Source organism: Nitrosospira briensis C-128 (assembly GCF_000619905.2).
Classification (GTDB): Bacteria; Pseudomonadota; Gammaproteobacteria; order Burkholderiales; family Nitrosomonadaceae; genus Nitrosospira; species Nitrosospira briensis.
In genome coordinates this window covers 129048-148656 of the sequence record NZ_CP012371.1, presented here as the reverse complement: position 1 = coordinate 148656, position 19609 = coordinate 129048, and the positions used below count along the sequence as shown (strand labels likewise).

The following is a 19609-nucleotide window of genomic DNA, read 5'->3' as shown; positions in this document are numbered from 1 at the left end:
GAGACCTCCCTCAGTTAACCCTTGCTCGCGCTAACCGTTAGAGGAGTATCTTCCGCGGCGAACCATGGCGCCCATCAATCCAAGACCCGCCAGCATCATGGCATAAATTAGTGCTTGCGGCGATAGTTTCAGTGAGCCCACCCAAGGCAATGAATGTGCTGGGAACCAGAAAACCCAATTTTATGTGCTTAAGCATACCGTTCTCCCAAGAAATTGATAGGGCGTCGATTTACGAAGTACTGCACATCCTGATATATATAATCGGCGAGTCTTCCGATTTCTGCCGAATCAGGTGCCGGTGCTTCTAACCGTGCAGCAGGATGAAAATATAACGCGTAAATATGACAAGCTTGCTTCGCAGCCTGTAATTACCTTTACGTTTGACCTGCTGCAGGCGTCGGATCCGTTGCTGAAAAGCGCCTTAATCTTGGCTGGCTTGGCGTCAAATTGTTCCATCAAATCTTTAAGGCGGTACCCATTTCGCGTCGGTGTCGACTCCAGATCGTCAAGCTACCGCGATAGGATCGACTCAACCATTTCGGCAGATATGGGTTAATTCTGATGGGGCGGTGGGGCAGTTTTTGGGATTAAATCAACTCTAAAAAGGTGGATCAGTTGCGGATAGTCAGGGTGAGCGATGAGTGGTTCTGAACCTGGTTTGCACTGGATTTCGCTGCGCTCGAACAGGGCCATTACCGATTCATTATTATATTGATGGCTCATATATAGAATGCCATCTGCTTCAGGTACTTGACTGTGTAATGCTGCGGATATTTGCATTGAATGGGTATAATCATCGGATGCGCTGAGATCGCTGTTTAGTCCGAGCACTTTAAGATCGCGGCCAGTGAGTTTGGCCAGCTTCAGGGGTATTCCATTCGCCCGATCGAAGTGAGCAATATATCTCTCATTAACGCGCGCCTGCTCGATGATCCATCGGTTGTCTCTGTAGCAGCCCTGTTCATGTAGAACGGTTTCCGCAAAAGCGACCTCTAATTTTTGGGCTGCATAAGTGACTCCAAAGGTTGCCACAGGGTCGTCAAAACGGTACTTTACGTTCCTTCCCCAATGCGGCTCGGAATTTGGGAACCTGGTTAAACGCAAAAGCGTCCTGGCGTCAATATCTATTAACGATAAGTTGCCTTCCGCCCATATGGCAGCGAAGTCCGGCAGATGCATCAGTCGCGACCCCACCCGCCCGCCAAGCGTATGATGTCATTAAGCATGTCGCCGGCAGCATCGGCAGGTGTCCGGCCTTTTAGGGCTCCGTGTTTATGCAGCAGAAATACGAGCTTACTTGAAGGGTCAAGATCACCCAAGGCTTCGTTAATGCGCGCGAAGGTAGTACGTTCGAATTTTCCCAATTCCCCAGGATACCAATGCTGCCCTTTCACCCACAACGAGAATACCTCGCCGCGATTGCGCGCGGCATCCAGTGCTTGGCGCGTGATTCCCCATAAATCAGCAAGTGTCTTGCTATCGATCAAGGTCCCGTCTCGAGTCCAGTCTACCAAGCGAGCTTCGCCCCGAGCTTGGGCGTTCTGAACCGATTCAGCATAACTGATGTTTGGCGTCGAAGTCTCAGCAACCACCGGTATCCATTCTAGAATCTCCTTTGATTGCTTTAATTTTTCAATATCTTCTCTCAGGGCTTTCACCTCAGTCCTGAGGTGTGAGGCTTCCGCACCAGTTTCAATATACCTGTTCAATTTCTCACCACCCATAATAACCGAGTCAATATCCCGTTTGAGTTTTTGCTTAATTTCATTCGTGATTGTGTGCCTTACATTCTCTTTATGCATTACATCCCCCAAATATCGTGGTTAGCTCATAGTCCTTTTAGTAAGGGGTGGCCGTATTACGAAATGGCTCACCTCGACCTTAAAAAGGCTGCGTGAAATTTTTATCGCTTTAGCAAATATAGCATAAATCGCAAATATAGCAAAATTGAGATTTCAAACATTGCTACGACTCGAATTTCCCCCACTTCAGAATTTGATTTGGGGCTTATACGGACTCGAGAGCCGGCAAGGCTGTTTTCAAGGTTTGTATTCCAGGCACAACCACGATCACTGCCGGCATCCAACGTGTCGAAGCGTGCCTATAGTGAAGCACTCCTTGGTTACTTTTTTGTTGGGGCAATTCGGCATGCGCCGCTTTACTTGCTTTTTCAACGCCCTGATCTATATTAAAGAATCTTTTGAACAGTTCGGTCTATGGTGCCGATTCAAGCGTTGAAATGCCAAACAGGAGACGATCCATGCCAAGCCAGAACCAAATTAACCGGCCAACCATGAAGTCAATAAGTTCATACGTCAAAAAGCATGCCCCACAAGTGGAGGAAGCCCAGAGGCACCAGCACGAGGCATCTGAAACTGTCCGCGAAGCGGACTATGAAGGCCACCATATCGTTGTCCGCACAACTTATCAGATAGAGGTCGATGGGGTACCGGTTACCGGACACCTCGGGGTGACCGACGACGGGCAAGTCCATTATCACCCCATACCGAACATGAGCTTCGCTTCCGCCCTGGACATGGTCAGGCAGTTGATCGATGTCTTCCCTGATGACTTCGTTGATAAGGGGGGTATGCCCGCTGGACATGAGGGACATGAGGGCCATGGCGCCCCGGGCCGACCTCGCACCAAATCCGCGCCGAAGACCCATCGCACCAGGAAAACCCATACTGATCACGAATAGACGCTGGAGAACGCCATGGCCATACGAGAAAATATTCTGACTAGCGCGGCCGCGCGCGACAAGTATATCCAGGGTGTAAAATTATTGAAGAACGAGTTCCCAGGGCCAACCACGGCAAGCCTCGGCATCGGAGGTCTTTCTCAGCCAGTCAGCACCTACGATCTGTTTGTAGTTTGGCATCACGTTGCGATGACAACGTTCACTCCGCCTACGCAGAGTGACAGAAACGCCGCCCATCGCGGCCCTGTCTTTCTTCCGTGGCACCGATTCATGCTGATGCAACTGGAAATGAATCTCCAGCGCGTGCTTGGCGACGACTTGACCTTTGGACTGCCATACTGGGACTGGGCGCAAGATGGCCAATTGTCGCCGGCACGTCAGAGAAGGGCTGCCGTCTGGGCCAGCAACTGCATGGGAGGTAGCGGAGTTCCGGTAACGACAGGTCCGTTCGCGTTCGAACCCGGTGATCCAGGCGCTTGGCGCGTTCACATCACAACAAATGTCAACGGACAACTGGTTCAGGTAAACCGTGGCTTGCGCCGGCAGCTGGGAACACAGACGACCCGCCTGCCGAAAAAAACGCATACGGCCGCCGCCCTCGGTCAGCCCATCTATGACACTGCTCCATGGAACACGACTTCCGCCGGTTTTCGCAATCTTGTCGAGGGCTGGCAAGACCAGCCGCAAATTCCATCCCCGAGCCTGCACAACCGTGTCCATGTGTTCGTTGGAGGAGATATGTCGCCTTCAACTTCACCCAACGACCCGGTGTTTTATCTCAACCACTGCAATGTAGACCGCATTTGGGAAAGCTGGATGCAGCCGGCACCGAAAGGTCATGGCCGCGCTTATGTCCCGGCGCAATCGGCACCCGCTAGCTTGAAAGGCCACCGCCTCAACGACACCTTGAACTCCCTTTTGTCTGGAACCACTACTCCTGCGGAAATGCTGGATATCAGTGAACTGTATACCTACGACTCACTGAGTGTGTGAAGTCATAAAATGCCCCCAGGCTGCTGGAAGAATCGTAACGACCTGATACAAACCATTCGAGAAGATATAATCCAGGGTGATAAAGATATAAAGCGCGAGCGGTATATTTTGTCCTATAATACCGCGCAATCCGCATGCAGGTTCAGATGCTGAGGACGCCCTGCATCCAAACTACTTCGCTAAAAGCCGAGATTCAATCACGACGGCTCATCGCGATAAGTTCATAGTAGGTAGCAGGTGCAAAGAACGAACCTGAATCCCTGCAGCAAGGTGATCCATTTTGCTTGCTGGTAGTGGGAGTGATCATGGCCATTTTGATATTTTAACAAGAAGCATGTCATTGATCAGCCATCCCTTCATTATTGAGTTCCTGCAATTGCCAGTCCCCTCGCATTTGAGCCAGAGTGTCGGCTTGATATACGTCAGCCATGAAACCGGGCAGCGCAACCTTATACTCAAACAGGCACTGCCGTCGTGGCCAGCTGCCATGTCATTTCCCTAGAGTAATCAATGTATTCGACAAGAGTTCATGCACAACGCACGAGCTTGTTATTCAGCGGACGCCATTGATGTGCTCAGCATCCTGAACGCTGCATCAAAATCAGGTATTTTTTTTGGCCTGCTGCTCGCCTCATGCGCCATGGCGCTACAGGCGCAAACAATGTCCGCTGAGGTGGCGGGACAACTCGCCATTACTGAACAACAGGCCGTCGCGTTGTTCTATCAACGCAATCTTGGTTTGATTGCGGCACGCCTCAACATCGATAGTGCCGAGGCTGAGCAAATTATTGCCGCCGCGATTCCTAACCCGGTGTTCAGCCTCAACACTTCAGAACTGGCCCCGAAAGCATTTGCGCGGGAAAGTCGTCACCTGGCAGTCCCGGCGATAATGCCGCAGATTGAACAACTGATTGTAACCGCTGGGAAACGCCGGCTGCGGATAGAGAGCAGCGAACTGGCTACCGAGGCAGTGCACTTTGATGTGCAAGATGTTGCGCGGGTACTCACCAACGCCGTACGGCGCAGTTATTACAATCTTTTGCTGGCACAAAAGACACTTGAAGTGGCAAGCGCTAATTTTGAGCGCTATCGGAAAATTTTGCGGGTCAATGAAATCAGGCTCAAGGTAGGGGATGTAGCAGCAGTCGACTTTATCCGTATTGAGGTTGAAAGCCTGAAGGTTCAAGGTGATCAGGATCAGGCACGGGCTGCGTTGAACGAGGCGCGAGCCGATCTGCTGCTGCTACTGGGATGGCCAGAAAACAGTGTAGAAATCAGTGCGGTGGAAATCTGGCCTGAAGCAGCTCCCGAAATTGCGCTGGCAGGACAGGATCAGTTGGTTGGACGCGCGCTGGAACGGCGGCCGGATATGCGCGCGGCGAAGGTGCGCATAGCGCAGGCCAAGAAGATGCTGACTCTGGCGCAGCGGCAGATCATCCCCGATGTGACCATAACCGCTTTTTATGAACAGGATGCGGGTAACCAATTCCCGCGTACGGGCGGCGTCGGTATCAGCCTGCCACTTCCCTTGTTTTATCAACAAAAAGGCGAAATTTCCAAAGCTCGTGTGGGTGTAACCAACTCTGAACTGGCGCTAGCGCAAGCCAAGCAAGACATCCGGGCCGAAGTGATGAAAGCTTCGGCATCCTGGCAAAGTGCCGATGCCATAGCCCGTCGCTTTGAGACTTCGGTAGTCAAGCGAATTGAGACATTACGCAACGCACAGGAAATCGCGTATCAAAAGGGGGCGATAGATGTACTGGATCTGATCGATGCCGAGCGCAGCTACAAGGCAATAATGCTGGATTATTACACCGCTCTGGCGAACCGCAGCAAAGCCTGGGCAGATCTCCTGATGGCATATGGAGAAGAAATGAGAAACCCTTCAAGTAATCATCCGAGTGGAGATGGTTAATCCATCTGCTGTCATCCTGTGCGAGATGCCTTGCAATCGTAGCGGATCAAGTATCTGGTTGAGAATCCTTTTACGATATCTCTTTTACATCGTGTCAATTAATCACATCCACACCCACATAAAATCATATAAAGAAATACATAAAGAACCGGGTTGAATAATGAGCAAGAAACTTATCAATATCACTCATCTGGCTGCCGGCCTGTTGAGTTTATCGCTCTTGGCCTGCCAGCCGCAAAAAGACGAACAGCCGCAGCAAATCGTCGACCACCCCAAAGACGAAGTCATACTCAGCGAGAATTCACCCAAGCGCGAGTATATCAAGGAAACCATTGTCGAATTGGTTCAGCGCCCGCTGATGGATCCAGTAACAGGCAAGATCACTTATGACGAAACTCGTACTGCCCGTGTTTCCTCGCCGATAGCCGGACGGGTGATTGGTGCTATTGCGGCGCTGGGCATGCATGTTCGGACAGGTAATGCGCTGGTGGAATTGGATAGCCCGGAACTGGGAGCAGCACAATCAGCCTATGCGGAAGCAATGTCCGATTTGAATCTAGCCAACCGTGCTTTTCAGCGGATACAGGAGTTGTACGATAATGGCATTGCTCCCCGTAAAGAGCAGGAGCAGGCGGAAGATAATCTGGCACGTGCGCGGAGTGAGGCGGAACGAGCCAGACTTAAACTGGCGAACCTGGGGTCACGTCCTGGGCGTATGGATAACCGCTTTATTTTGCATGCTCCCATCTCAGGAGTAGTTACCGAACGCAATATCAACCCTGGCATGGAAGTCAGGTCCGATCTGGCCGCACCGTTGTTTGTCATTTCTGATCTGAGCGACTTATGGGTCCAGATAGATCTATTCGAGAAGGATATTGGTCTGATTCATGTCGGCACAAAGGTGTTGCTGCATGTGCCTGCCTATCCTGCTGAAAGTTTCATGGCGACGGTCAGTTACATTAGTCAGGTAGTGGATGAGACTTCGCGTACGGTGAAAGTGCGCTGTATTTTGCCCAATGCGGACGGACGGCTGCTGCCAGCCATGTTCGCTGCTATCGAAGTGCAAAGCGACCCGGATGATCTGGCGGTTGTTGTGCCATTGACTGCATTATTCACTGAGGATGAATCCGACTGGCTATACGTAAATATAGGGGAGTTTCATTATCAGAAACGTCCCGTTAAAGTGGGTTTACGCCTCAAGGACCAAGCAGTGATTCTTGAAGGTTTGAAACCAGGGGAGCGTCTCGTGATACATGGCGCCCTGCTGTTGCGCACCGAGCAGGATGCTGAGCATCAAACTGGAGAAAGTGCGCAGTGACATACAAAATAATTGCGTTCTGCCTGCAGCAACGCGTGACGATTCTTGTCGCATCAGTGTTGTTGGCTGCCATTGGTATTCTATCGTTTGATCGTCTGCCGATACAACCTTTCCCTGATGTGCAGAATGTTTTTGTGCAGGTGGTAACCCAATATCCCGGTCAAGCGCCGGAAGAAGTGGAAAAACTGGTCAGCCTGCCGATCGAAAAAGAAATGAATGGCCTGCCACATTTGATCAATATGCGTTCGGTGTCCATTTTTGGCTTATCTGTGGTAACCCTGACCTTCGATGACGACGCCGAGGATTATTTTTCGCGGCAGCAGGTACTGGAACGATTGAGATCCGTCAGTTTGCCTGGGGGACTTGAACCATTGCTGGGACCCTTGTCCACCGGCATAGGTGAAATTTATCGTTATCGCATCGAAGCGCCTGGCATGCCACTTGTGGAACAGCGCGCGCTACAGGACTGGGTGATCGAGCGCACGCTTCGCTCCGTCCACGGCGTTGCCGATGTTGTAGCCTTCGGTGGCGGCATCAAGGAATACCAGGTGCAGGTCGATCCCAACAAGCTGAGGAATTACCAGCTGACACTTCCTGAAGTCTATACGGCCATTACCGTCAACAATGCCAACATCGGTGGTGGCTATATCGATCACGGCAGCGAGGCGTTGGTCATTCGCGGTGCCGGTTTGTTGAAGTCCATAGCTGAAATCAGCAACATCGTCGTTACCAGCCAGGATGGTATCCCTGTTTTTGTCAAGAATGTCGCCGATGTGGTCATCGGCCCCCAGCCGCATAAGGGTCTTGTCGGTTACAACGAGCACGATAATGTAGTTGAAGGCATCGTTTTACTTATAAAAGGCTCGGATGCCAACGTAGTGTTGAAAGGAGTGAAGGGTAAGATCGAGCACCTTAATAGCCACGGATTACCTCCGGGTGTCAAGATCATCCCCTTTTATGACCGCACTGACCTGGTGCGGCACACCCTTCATACGGTCGAGCACAATATGCTGGTCGGCGTGATACTGGTTCTGGCAATCCTGGTTATTTTTCTGCGTCGAGTGTGGGCTGCGGCGGTGGTTATCCTTGTCATTCCAATGTCCTTGCTGTTCGCCTTTATTCTGATTGAAAACGCACATATTTCCGCCAATCTGATTTCCCTTGGCGCGATCGATTTTGGCCTTATCGTGGATGCCTCGATTGTGCTGGTTGAAGCGGTCATGGTCAAGATAACATTAGAAATGCGACAGCAGGCCGGGATGGCGCACATGCGTCAATCCATGCTCATGACAGCGGCAGAGATGTCCCGGCCGATGCTGTTTTCTCAAGCAATTGTTATCGTCGCCTTTATACCCATTTTCACCTTTGAGCGCGTCGAAGCAAAGATTTTCTCTCCAATGGCATATGCGCTCAGCTTTGCTTTGGCAGGCTCGCTGATTATCAGCTTAACCTTGGTACCGGTGCTGCTGAGTTACTTGCTGGGACCAAAGCTCACCGAGTCTCACAACCCACTTGTAGACGCCATGGAGCGGCGCTACCACACATTGCTGGAAGCGGTGCTGCGCAGCCCTCGCAAATTATTCATAGGTGCGGGGCTGGCACTGGCCTTGATGGTGGGTTCTTCACCGCTGATCGGCACGGAGTTCATGCCCAAACTGGACGAAGGCAATATCTGGTTGACAATTACCATGCCCACGCCTGTCTCACTGGACAGGGCTAAATTACTGGAACAAGATATACGTGCCAGAATACGCGAGTTCAGCGAGGTCAAATCAGTACTCACGCAACTGGGGCGCCCAGAGGATGGCACTGACCCCAAGGGCTTCAATAACCTAGAAATTCTCGTCGATCTCAAGCCGAAGGAAACCTGGCGTTTCAGCAACAAGGACGACTTGGTGAAAGCCATGAATAAACGTTTGTCCGTGTTTCCAGGCTTGCAGTTCAATTTCTCACAGGTAATCCAGGACAATGTGGAAGAAGCTATTTCCGGCGTCAAAGGCGAGATCGCCATCAAGATCTTTGGCGAAGACCTTAGAATTCTCCAGGAAAAAGCCAACCAGATCACCAATATTCTGCGCTCCATAAAAGGTGCGACTGATGTGGCTGCCGAGCAGCAATCGGGTCTGGCTCAGTTGGTTATATCCATAGACCGGGCGAAAATCGCCCGATATGGGATCAGCGTGTCCGATGTGGAAGACGTGATCGCCATGGCGGTGGGGGGTAAAGCCGCGACACAAATGCTGGAAGGTGAACGCCGCTTTGACGTCACGGTGCGACTGACCAGCACGGCGCGCGATTCAGTGGGAGCAATTGAAGATATAACTGTTTTGTCCCCAAATGGGGGCCGCATTCCATTAGCTGAATTAGCCGAGATCAAGGTCAACCAAGGCGCCTCCCGCATCACCCGCGAAGATAATATGCGCCGTATCGCTATTAAATGTAACCTGATCGGGCGCGATCAGGGTAGTTTCGTAGCGGAGGCACAAAAAAAGGTCGCTCAACAGGTTCAACTTGACCCGGGTTACAATATCGTCTGGAGCGGTCAATTTGAGAACCAGCAGAGGGCTATGAAGCGGCTTTCCTTTATCGTTCCCGTTAGCCTGATGTTGATTTTTTTACTGTTATTCTGGGCCTTTCAGTCACTCAAACATGCCTCGCTGATTGTAATGAACGTACCATTCTCTCTAATCGGCGGATTGCTAGCCCTGCTGCTCACTGGCATACACCTAAGCGTTTCCGCAGCGGTCGGGTTTATCGCATTATTCGGCATCGCTGTGCAGAACGGTGTAATCCTGTTATCCAAAATCAACTTTCTCAGGCGCGAAGGTATTCCGTTATACGAGGCCGTTCTGCAGGGCTCCGTCAGTCGCGTGCGTCCGGTAATGATGACGGCGCTGGTAGCGATGCTTGGGTTATTGCCTGCTGCGCTCTCAACCAGTGTTGGATCGGAAGCTGTCAAACCTTTTGCCGTAGTCATTATTGGCGGGCTTGTGTCAGCCACGTTGCTAACTTTGACCATGCTTCCTGCGCTCTACTGCTATTTTGAAAAACAACACAAAACGTGAGGCATGCCCCATGAAAGAAATCCGCGCTTATATTGAGCCCTTCATGCTACCGAAACTCACTCAGGCACTGCTTGATGAGATACCCGATTTCCCGGGCATGAGCGTGTCCGATTGCGAAGGTTTTGGGGAAGTTAAACTTATCTCTGGACGAGACTTCACACCGTACATGCCGAAAAAACGCATTGAAATTTTTGCTCCCGATGAATTGACGGAGATTATTTTTGATACGTTGATGACGGCCGCAAATACTCACCAGCATGGCGCCGGCAAGGTTTATGTCATCGACGTGATTAAAAGCGGAAAGATAAGCACGGGGGTACGAAAAGATGAATATCTTCCATGAATTTGCGAATAATTTACTTGGCTGGCGCAGATTATATTGAGTTGATAACCACCCACACCCTTAATTGGTCTGCCCTCAAGTCAGGCAGACCTGTTTCTTTTGCTCAATCGTATTCAAACTTGATAAGTTTGCCGTTTTCGCGAACTTTAATCTCTATCTTCGCACCGTCCGCTCTTATCACATCGGCTTCGTAAATAGTAATTGTTTTGCCGTTTTTAGTTTTTGTTTTCTTCTCGATCTCCTGAACGTCTCCCCCTTCTGCGTGGTGCGTTATTGTTTTCTGAGCCTCAATCGGTACATCATCCCACTGAACCTTCTCTTCATTACTGTCGGCAAAAGCCGAGGTTGCAAATACCATCGCAGCCGATAGAACCATAGATAGAATTAGTCTCTTTTTCATTTGAATATCTCCTTGGTTTGAAATTATATTAATAGGGATTTTTAGGCACGGCATCAGAATAGACAGGAACCCAAGCCTCAATCTGTACGGTAACGCACGAAGAAGCGCTCGAACAGGTCCCATTATCATTATAAATGCACCGGAATAACGGCATTGAAAACAAAGCGACAACCAAGCTGGTGAAATCCGGATAATCGCGAACGGACCCAATGGCGCAAAATTTTCCCGCGCGCGACAACAGACCTGATGGTTGGAGCCATCCATCCGCTCATACCGTTAATATATAACGAACATATTCCAAAGTGTGTCGCAATCATAAATGCATAACAAGCCTCAAGAAAATAAGCTCCTGGTTTATCGAATACTGGCTTTTGCCAGTTTTGTCGTATTCGCGCTTTTTCTCTGGCAGGGGCATAAGGGGTTCTTGATATGGGATGAGGGTTTTCTTTGGTATGGTGCTCAACGTGTGATGCTGGGTGAGGTACCCATCCGCGATTTCATGTCCTACGACCCCGGCCGATACTATTGGTCCGCAGCGCTCATGAGTTTGTGGGGAGACAATGGCATCATGGCCCTGAGGGGCGCTGTAGCGGTTTTTCAGGTAATAGGGTTATTCGTCGCTCTACTGTTAATCGCTCGAAGTGCAAGAACTCCAAATTTTCCTTATTTAGTTCTTTCAGCCATCATATTGGTAGCGTGGATGTATCCGCGCCACAAACTATTCGATATTTCCTTGTCTATTCTGCTGATGGGGGTATTGACTTTCCTCGTGCAGCATCCTACAAGGAGACGGTACTTTCTCGCTGGTCTATGTGTAGGTCTGGTGGCCGTTTTTGGCCGTAACCACGGTATGTATGGTGTTTTAGGCAGCCTCGGGGTTATGGGCTGGCTGACCATCAAGCGAGTGGATGACCCTGGATTTATCAAGGGAGTTACGCTATGGGCAATAGGCGTAATGGTTGGTTTTACGCCCCTACTTCTCATGGCATTGCTGGTGCCAGGTTTTGCTACCGCCTTCTGGGAAAGCCTGCTCTTTTTCCTTGAAATCAAAGCAACTAATCTTACTTTGCCAGTTCCTTGGCCCTGGCGTGCAGCGTTCGACTCACTATCTGTTGGCAAGGCGATTCGTGAAGTGTTGGTCGGCTTATTCTTCATTGCCATAGTCATTTTTGGCATACTTGCTATCGCATGGGTCACCCTGCAAAAATTCCACAAGAGGGTTGTTCCACCCGCGTTAGTTGCAGCTGCATTCCTGGCATTACCCTACGCGCACTACGCTTATTCGCGAGCTGATGTAAGCCACCTTGCTAAGAGCATTTTTCCATTATTAGTCGGCTGCCTGGTGCTGCTGGCCACACAGCCGGCCAGGACCAAGTGGCCCTTGGCACTCGTGCTATGTGGTGCAAGCTTGTGGGTGATGCATATCCATCCCGGCTGGCAATGTCGCGCTAGTAAGCAATGCGTGAATATCGAAATCTCTGGCAGCGAGCTGAGTGTTAATGCTCGTACAGCGAGTGAAATCGCTCTACTGCGGAAGCTGGCTGCTGAATATGCGCCGAATGGCCAAAGTTTCATCGCTACTCCTTTTTGGCCAGGTGCTTATCCGCTGCTGGGGAGAAAATCCCCTATGTGGGAAATCTACGCCTTGTTCCCGCGGAGTAAAAGCTTTCAACAGCTAGAAATCGAACGCATCAAGGCGGCTAACCCCGGTTTTATTCTGATATTCGATTTCTCCCTTGATGGACGAGAAGAGCTGCGTTTCTGCAATACACATGCTCTAATCCATCAGTACATTCTGGATAACTTCGAACTGTTGCCTGAGTCGCCCAACCCAGCCTATCAAATATACACAATCAAGACGGCAGTCCAATGAAGAAAGCTGCCGCTTGAACCGCGATGTCAGACATTCGCCACGCCAACTAAAATAGAGCGAATATATGCCAGCGAGGGTATATAAGCTAATATAGTGCGCCTATAAGATTGTGGCTTCCAAGTATGTCAACACCCGCCAGCTCACCCGGCCTCACGCAAAGCATCCTCACCTGGCGTGATGCGCTGGCGAAGTTTGCTCTGCTCTTTTTCGGTGTCGCCTTGTGGTATAAAGGGCTGAGTTTTTATGCCTACTATCTCTTGCCGGTTGCCTGGGTTCTGGACGGAGGCATGCGCCGTTTTGGAGAGATAATTTACGAGCCATTGATTGGCGCCCTGCTTGTTTTGTGTCTCGTCCTCGCTTTTGGCATTCTCTGGAGCGATTCTTCCACACTTGGCTTCAAGGTCTGGCGAAGGTACTTCGCATTCCTCGTTTTTATTCCTTATCTGGGCCTTCTGAATAAGGCGCGGTTACCATGGGCGATAGGCGGCCTGCTCATCGGTTACCTGGGAGCGCTGGTCATGGGGGTTTACCAATGGGTGGTCCTGGGTGTTCAAGGCATTCCACCTCTTGGCATGCCTTACCTGCATTTTTCTTCGATGTTGGGGATAGGAACCATACTGTCGCTCTACTTTGCCGGTATGAACAGAAACAAAAAAACTAAAACAATTTTGTGGTGTCTTGCAGTTTTTTTACTCTTTCTTCAATTCAATCAGAATGCGCGCGGCATTCTCGCGGCCACGCTCATCTCATCCGCACTATTGCTTCTGCTGCTTCATAAAAAAGAAATCCGGACGCTTTTCGCACTGACGGTATCGTTAACGATTATCCTCGGTGTTTTCGCATCCAGCAGTATCAGCTTTCAGGAAAGACTGGTTCAAGCCCGGCACGACATCGAATTGTCCACGCAAGGACGATATGACACCAGCCTGGGATATCGCATCGCAATATGGGATGTTGGCCTGCACGGTATCGCCGAAAGCCCTTTTTTCGGCCATGGCACCGGGATGGCTGCGAGCTATTTCGACCGAACCATCGAGACATACAAGGGCGGCCTCTACAAGGAATTGCCAAATTTCATTCCAACCACCTATCATTATCATAATGACTGGATCGAGATCGGAATGCAGATCGGCGCGTTAGGTCTAATGGCTTATGCGTATTTCTTGTGGAGCTGGTTTCAAACGTTCAAGGCACATCAGTTGAAGATCCTGGGAACCGCGCTGGTGTCTTTTGTCTTTTTATCGGGCCTGACAGACAACCTCGTTTTCTTCAGGCAAACCTTTTACCTGCTCCTCATCATTACCGCCATAGGTATCGGTTGGCATACAGCGTATACAGCCGGCTTCACTCAAGCAAAAGAACTTCAGTAAACGAGCGGCAGGGTTTTCTGGGATAATTGCCTTCAAAATGGCACATCCGTCATGTCGCATCCTCCGATGGCAGTAACATGAAGACACGGCTCTCATTATCCATTGCGCTGGCAAGCTATAATGGCGAGCGCTATATCGCAGAGCAGCTCGACAGCATCGCGCGCCAGACCCGGCTGCCGGATGAGCTGATTATCTCTGACGATGCCTCCAGCGATGCCACCCCGGCAATCGCGCGGGATTTCGCGCTGCGAGCACCATTTCCCGTAAGGGTCCTTCAAAATAGCGAACGCGCCGGTTCCACTTGCAATTTCGAGATTGCCATTCGCGCGTGCAAGGGCGACATTATCTTTCTATGTGACCAGGACGATGTCTGGTATCCAGATAAAATCAGCCTCGTCGAAGAGCGTTTTATCAATAACCCGGATGCAGGCGCTGTATTCACCGACGCCGATGTCGTCGACGAGAATTTGCATCCTATCGGTCGGCGGCTATGGCAAATCTATAGATTTAGTCCCGATAAACAGGCGCGTTTTATGGCCAACGATGCGCTCGGGGTGCTGCTCAAGCAACCGGTGGTAACGGGCGCCACCATGGCCTTTCGCTCCAGCTATCGTGATCTGGTGCTGCCCATACCGAAAACCTGGCATGATGCCTGGATCGCTTTGTTGATGGGCGCCACATCGCATCTGGACGCGTTACCGGTGCAGTTGATTGCCTATCGCCAGCATGGCCAAAATCAGCTTGGCATACCGCGCGCCGGGCGAAACCGCGGCAAAAGCTGTGCTGCAATCTATGGGCCGCGGGTTTTGCTCTATGAGGCTATTCGCAAGCGTCTTGAAGAGTCCGCAGAACGCTTTCACGTGAGCAAGCAGACGATTCACCGTCTTAATGAAAAACTGGTTTTTTTGCGGGCCAGCGCAACGCTACCCCAGCCCCGCTGGCGCCGCTTGCCGGTTGCCCTGCATGAGCTCTTGGCATTGCATTATCATAGGTACGCTCATGGGCTGGTCACTTTTTGCAGGGATCTGTTACGCTAATCAGTGCTGGCTATGATGTAATTAGTTGTCCTTAAATGCGCTGCTTTAACAATAGTCTTCGTTTAATCTATAAGGGTTTGCATCGTGTTTCTGCTGAAAACCGTCAGCTGTTCGAGAAAGAATAAGTAAAAAATCGGTCTTGAAATTAGATAACCTTGTACGCTTCTGAAGTTATAGATACATGTAATGCGACCATTTTTATGTTCCTGCTTCTGTAGGATTTATTGATCAAGGTGTATGAAAATATCCCCGCACAAACAGAAGAATCAGCGAACCACCTGGCCGATGAGGTGGACCATCAAGATGATAGTCAAGGAGTTGCGATATGCTCTTTATTTATATGTTTATTTGCTCAAGCGGAAGAAAGTACGTAAGGAACCGCTGGTCAGATTGGATGAAAAAGGGCAGGTATCGCCAGATTACACTAAACCGGTCTGCCTTTTTTGTAGCTACGATTACGAGAATATTGTCAGAAAGAACGTGTATCAGTACCTTGATGCGCTCGCACTAGCCGGGTTCAATATCATATTTATCAGCTCGAGCGATGACATCTCAGTTTTAGACCTGGAGAAACTTTCAAGATGTTGCGTAAGAATCATAAATCGGGAAAATAAAGGCTACGATTTTTACGGATGGAAAACAGGACTGGAAAAATACCCCCGCTACAAGGACCATACCGGCCTTCTGTTAGCCAACGATAGCGTTATCGGGCCGCTTTTCAGTATCAGCGATATCGTTACTACGCTTGAGAACTGTGACGCTGATGTGATTGGAATGACCGATTCTTTTAAATTTCATCCGCATCTGCAATCTTATTTTCTGTATTGCAAGAAAAATGTAGTGTTATCTGAAGAATTCCTTCGCTTCTTCAAAGAGGTCGATATTCTTGAACTTAAGGCTGCTATTATCCGAAGGTACGAGGTAGGTTTTTCTAAGTTTCTTGGTCATCGATTCTGCGTTTTTCCACTTTATGGTTTAGATCGGATCGCTCAAGTTGATTATCATCAACGAATCCCCCGCGAGATTGAGCCCACTTTTCATTTGTGGCAGCCTCTTATTACCGAGTTCAAATTCCCGTTTATTAAAAAAAGTAATTTGACGAGAAAGGGCGTGAGTTTAGAAGCATTTTCAGCGGCGCTCGTGGAAAGTGATTCCCCTTATAATCTAGACATTCTCAACGACTGGAGTGTGCCTCACAGATAGAATGGAATTTATGTCTTCCCTCTATGATAGATAGTACAACTTAAACTAGGGACTGTTAACTCTAATAGCCATATTGCATGTATTCAGGTATACTTGCGGGCATGGAAATCACTCAAGCCCAGTACGAGCGAATCGTACACTGTCTGCCGCTTCAGCGGGGCAATGTCAGTCTCAGTAATCTGAATGTATTGAACGCCATTTTGTACGTGGCCGAGCACGGCTGCAAGTGGCGCGGTCTGCCCAAACGCTTCGGTAATTGGCATACCATCTACATGCGCATGAATCGCTGGAGCAAAAGCGGTGTGTTGGACCAGGTGTTTGAGCAGTTGCAGCGCGCACAGATCGTTCGCGTCAAGATCGAGGCCGTTTCCCTGGACAGCACCATTGTGAAGGTTCATCCGGACGGCACCGGGGCATTAAAAAAAACGGCCCCCAATCCATCGGTAGATCCAGAGGTGGGTGGACCACCAAGATTCATATGGTTGCCGCGGATGCTCGAACGGCTATAACGTTTGCGCTGTCCCCGGGGCAGGCTCACGATGCGGCGGAGGGGCGCAAGCTGCTCGGCAGCCTGGGCAAGCCCCGTTGGCCAGTTCATCTGGTAATGGATCGCGCCTACGAGGGGAATGAAACACGGCAACTGGCGTTGGACCTTGGTTTCATTCCGGTAGTCCCGCCCAAGGCCAACCCGGTTGAGCCTTGGGAATACGACAAGGTTATGTACCGGCGGCGTAATGAGATCGAGCGACTGTTCAGGAGGCTGAAAGGATTCCGCCGTATCTTCTCCCGCTTCGAGAAACTGGATGTAATGTTCACTGGCTTCATCCACTTCGCTTTGATCGTCGAAGCACTTAGATTGTGTTAACAGGCCCTAGATTGATTTCTGCTTGATGAACGAATCCCTCATCTGGTAAAAGGTGAAGACGCAATTCTCTAACAGGCAGCAACAGCCATAGGAGTGTTTAGTGCGTGTGTGTTTCGTGTCACATACTGCAAGCGGTGGTGGGGCAGAACTCGCCTTGCTTGAGTTGTTACAGGGGCTAATGGCGGAGGGCGTGGAGTGCAGGGTGCTGGTCCCAAAAAAAGGCCCCTTGTTGGCAGCGCTCGATCATCTACATATCGAGTGGAAGATAATTGGTTTTCCTCTATGGTTAGTGGCTCGCGTTCGGCGCCTATGGTTGCTAGGTCGCATTCTCCGTACGGCTAGGACATTATTATTTGCAATCCCAATGGCACGGTCCATTTTAAAATGGCAGTGCGACGTGGTTTGTTCTAATACCGTGACTATCGGTGCCGGGGCGCTGGCGGCAAGGCTAGCACGTTGCCCTCACGTCTGGCAGCTGCATGAGTTCGGGTATCGCGATCCCAATCTGTTATTCGATCTGGGTGAGCGCCGTACAGCGGATTTAATGGATCGGCTTTCAGAAATTTTTATCGCTAACTCCCACGCAGTTGTTAAAGATTATGCCCGATACATTAATCCAGACAGAATGAGAGTAATTTATCAGGCGGTAACATTACGCGATAAGATTAAAAGTTCGTCAAGTAATCATGCTACTGATAAGCCACGTTTTACGTGTGTCATCGTTGGTGCGCTGCACATTGCGAAAGGCCAAGACGAAGCCATTCGTGCACTGGCTGAGGTAATGCGCCGGGGGGTCGACGCTGAACTGCTTCTTATCGGAGGTAGTGGTAGGCGATTTCGCAAAATGTTGGTTCAGCAGACTGGCGATTTGAATTTGGAACAACGAGTCAAATTTATCGGATATGTTGAAAATCCCGCACCTTATATTCGGATGGCAGACGTTGTGTTGGTATGCTCTCGTTGGGAGGCTTTTGGGCGAGCCACGGTGGAAGCCATGCTTGCGGGTAAACCCATTATCGCTACAGCTAATAGCGGCGGTACTGCCGAATTGATCAATGACGGGGAAACAGGGCTCCTGTATGAAGCCGGCAATCACGTCGAGCTTGCTGACAAGATTCAGCACCTGTATCAGAGCCCGAAGGAAGGAGCAAGGTTGGGCACGGCTGCGCGCGTATGGGCAGCAGGACGTTTTACTCAACAAAGATATGCGAGGGAAGTGATTGATGTATTAAATGAGGTACTGGCGGAAAAAAATTGGTAACCACAGGTTGAAAGGTGAAAGTAACAATTTCATTGGATAATCATAGCTGTGACGACCTCAATCTCTAGTAAACAAACGAATAAACGGCTTTCATTATCTATCGCGCTAGCAAGCTATAACGGCGAACGTTATATCCGAGAGCAACTAGACAGTATCGCACGTCAAACCCGGCTACCAGATGAATTGATAATCTCTGACGATGCTTCGGTTGATGCAACAGGGGATATCGTGCTCGGTTTTGCCCAGAATGCGCCTTTTCCAGTACGGTTCCAGCGAAATAACGTACGCCTCGGGTCAACGCGCAATTTTGAGTCTGCTATTCGCGCATGTAATGGCGACATCATCTTTCTTTGCGACCAAGATGATGTTTGGTATCCAGACAAGATAGCAGTCATTGAGGAGCGTTTTAACAGTGTCTCAAGCATAGGTGCAGTATTCACCGAAGCTGATGTAGTCGATAAGGATTTGCATCCACTCTCGCAACGACTTTGGAAGACCTTCAAGTTCAGCCCGAAGGAACAGGCACAGGTCGCAGCTTCAGATGCGCTTCGGGTATTACTTAAGCATCCCGTGGCCACTGGCGCGACTATGGCTTTCAGGTCCGTTTATCGTGACCTCGTGCTGCCGCTACCAGAAACAATATGGCATGATGCGTGGATCGCGTTGCTTATTAGTGCTACATCATGTCTAACCGCGTTGCCCACACCGCTGATTGCTTATCGTCAACATGATACTAATCAGGTTGGCATACGCTTGGGCAACCATCGCGGCAAAAGCTGTGCTGCAATATATGGGCCGCGAATTTTACTTTATGAATCGGCTCTTAAACGCCTTTTGGATTCTGCAAACCGCTTTTCTGCTAGAGAACAAAAAATTCGTTGTCTTGATGAAGCTTTGCTTTTCTCCTATGTCCGCGCCGCTCTACCAGAGGCCCGGCGGCAGCGATTACCAAGTGCGCTACATGAGCTTATGACTCTGCGTTACCATCGGTACGCGAATGGATTAGGAAGTTTCTTCAAAGACCTCCGGCGCTGAGCTTGGGCAAAAAACCATGGCATGCGGTTCGACAATCTATAATTTGCTCAGGATTGATATCAGTAAGATACTAAGGAATTTCAAAATCACCATAACGATCCGCTACTAACATTCTCTGTTCCTCGAAGATGGGCTCAATGGAATAATGTCGATTAATATTTTGTTATTATCCGCCCCCATATCTACCCTTCCGTGCTTCATAAATTAATGAGCGAGCAGGAACTGAAATT

16 protein-coding genes and 1 pseudogene are annotated in these 19609 nt (G+C 49.9%); 13 read left to right on the top strand and 4 right to left on the bottom strand.

The genetic code is table 11. The features are described from left to right. Positions 1–288: 288 nt before the first annotated feature. From F822_RS15955 to F822_RS00715, 3 genes and pseudogenes are all read right to left on the bottom strand, one after another. A pseudogene (locus F822_RS15955) lies at positions 289–552 on the bottom strand (hypothetical protein); the annotation flags it as partial. After that, positions 553–1179, bottom strand: a complete 627-nt coding sequence (locus F822_RS00720) for an RES family NAD+ phosphorylase (protein ID WP_025039833.1) — start codon at positions 1177–1179, stop codon at positions 553–555. Then, positions 1179–1802, bottom strand: coding sequence for a hypothetical protein (locus F822_RS00715; protein ID WP_025039834.1), 624 nt, complete (start codon positions 1800–1802; stop codon positions 1179–1181). The genes F822_RS00720 and F822_RS00715 overlap by 1 nt, the downstream gene beginning before the upstream one ends. A gap of 458 nt (positions 1803–2260) precedes the next feature. Between F822_RS00715 and F822_RS00710 the strand changes: the two genes are divergently transcribed. The 6 genes from F822_RS00710 to F822_RS00685 all read left to right on the top strand — a co-directional run bounded on the left by F822_RS00710 (position 2261) and on the right by F822_RS00685 (position 10335). Beyond that, positions 2261–2701, top strand: a complete 441-nt coding sequence (locus F822_RS00710) for a hypothetical protein (protein WP_025039835.1) — start codon at positions 2261–2263, stop codon at positions 2699–2701. Between the two features lie 15 nt (positions 2702–2716). Next, positions 2717–3694: a tyrosinase family protein gene (locus F822_RS00705; RefSeq protein ID WP_025039836.1), complete on the top strand. Its 978-nt coding sequence runs from the start codon at positions 2717–2719 to the stop codon at positions 3692–3694. A gap of 529 nt (positions 3695–4223) precedes the next feature. Then, a complete protein-coding gene (locus tag F822_RS00700) occupies positions 4224–5609 on the top strand; it encodes a TolC family protein (RefSeq protein WP_025039837.1) in 1386 nt (461 codons plus the stop codon). Positions 5610–5769: 160 nt separating this feature from the next. Beyond that, on the top strand, positions 5770–6927 hold the full coding sequence (locus tag F822_RS00695; protein ID WP_025039838.1) for an efflux RND transporter periplasmic adaptor subunit: 1158 nt from the start codon (positions 5770–5772) through the stop codon (positions 6925–6927). Next, positions 6924–9992 (top strand): efflux RND transporter permease subunit, encoded by a 3069-nt coding sequence (locus F822_RS00690; RefSeq protein WP_025039839.1) that lies wholly within the window; start codon positions 6924–6926, stop codon positions 9990–9992. The genes F822_RS00695 and F822_RS00690 overlap by 4 nt, the downstream gene beginning before the upstream one ends. A gap of 10 nt (positions 9993–10002) precedes the next feature. Beyond that, positions 10003–10335: a P-II family nitrogen regulator gene (locus F822_RS00685; RefSeq protein WP_025039840.1), complete on the top strand. Its 333-nt coding sequence runs from the start codon at positions 10003–10005 to the stop codon at positions 10333–10335. A gap of 103 nt (positions 10336–10438) precedes the next feature. On the opposite strand, the gene F822_RS00680 is transcribed toward F822_RS00685, so the two are convergent. Next, on the bottom strand, positions 10439–10735 hold the full coding sequence (locus tag F822_RS00680) for a PepSY domain-containing protein (RefSeq protein WP_025039841.1): 297 nt from the start codon (positions 10733–10735) through the stop codon (positions 10439–10441). Between the two features lie 319 nt (positions 10736–11054). Here F822_RS00680 and F822_RS00675 point away from each other — a divergent pair, with 319 nt between their 5' ends. The 7 genes from F822_RS00675 to F822_RS00640 all read left to right on the top strand — a co-directional run bounded on the left by F822_RS00675 (position 11055) and on the right by F822_RS00640 (position 19379). After that, positions 11055–12608 (top strand): hypothetical protein, encoded by a 1554-nt coding sequence (locus F822_RS00675; protein WP_025039842.1) that lies wholly within the window; start codon positions 11055–11057, stop codon positions 12606–12608. 122 nt (positions 12609–12730) lie between these two features. Next, entirely contained in the window at positions 12731–13978 is a 1248-nt protein-coding gene (locus tag F822_RS00670) for an O-antigen ligase family protein (protein ID WP_025039843.1), read from the top strand. A gap of 77 nt (positions 13979–14055) precedes the next feature. Then, on the top strand, positions 14056–15015 hold the full coding sequence (locus tag F822_RS00665; RefSeq protein WP_025039844.1) for a glycosyltransferase family 2 protein: 960 nt from the start codon (positions 14056–14058) through the stop codon (positions 15013–15015). 303 nt (positions 15016–15318) lie between these two features. Next, positions 15319–16218, top strand: a complete 900-nt coding sequence (locus F822_RS00660; protein WP_231623533.1) for a rhamnan synthesis F family protein — start codon at positions 15319–15321, stop codon at positions 16216–16218. 101 nt (positions 16219–16319) lie between these two features. Then, a protein-coding gene (locus tag F822_RS15045) for an IS5 family transposase (RefSeq protein ID WP_156304447.1) occupies positions 16320–17083 on the top strand; the annotation gives its coding sequence in 2 pieces (ribosomal slippage) (positions 16320–16635 and positions 16635–17083; 765 coding nt in all). Positions 17084–17183: 100 nt separating this feature from the next. Beyond that, the gene (locus tag F822_RS00645) at positions 17184–18344 is read left to right on the top strand and encodes a glycosyltransferase family 4 protein (protein ID WP_025039849.1); all 1161 of its coding nucleotides are present in this window, start codon (positions 17184–17186) and stop codon (positions 18342–18344) included. 48 nt (positions 18345–18392) lie between these two features. Continuing rightward, positions 18393–19379: a glycosyltransferase family 2 protein gene (locus F822_RS00640; protein WP_025039850.1), complete on the top strand. Its 987-nt coding sequence runs from the start codon at positions 18393–18395 to the stop codon at positions 19377–19379. Positions 19380–19609: the final 230 nt, after the last annotated feature.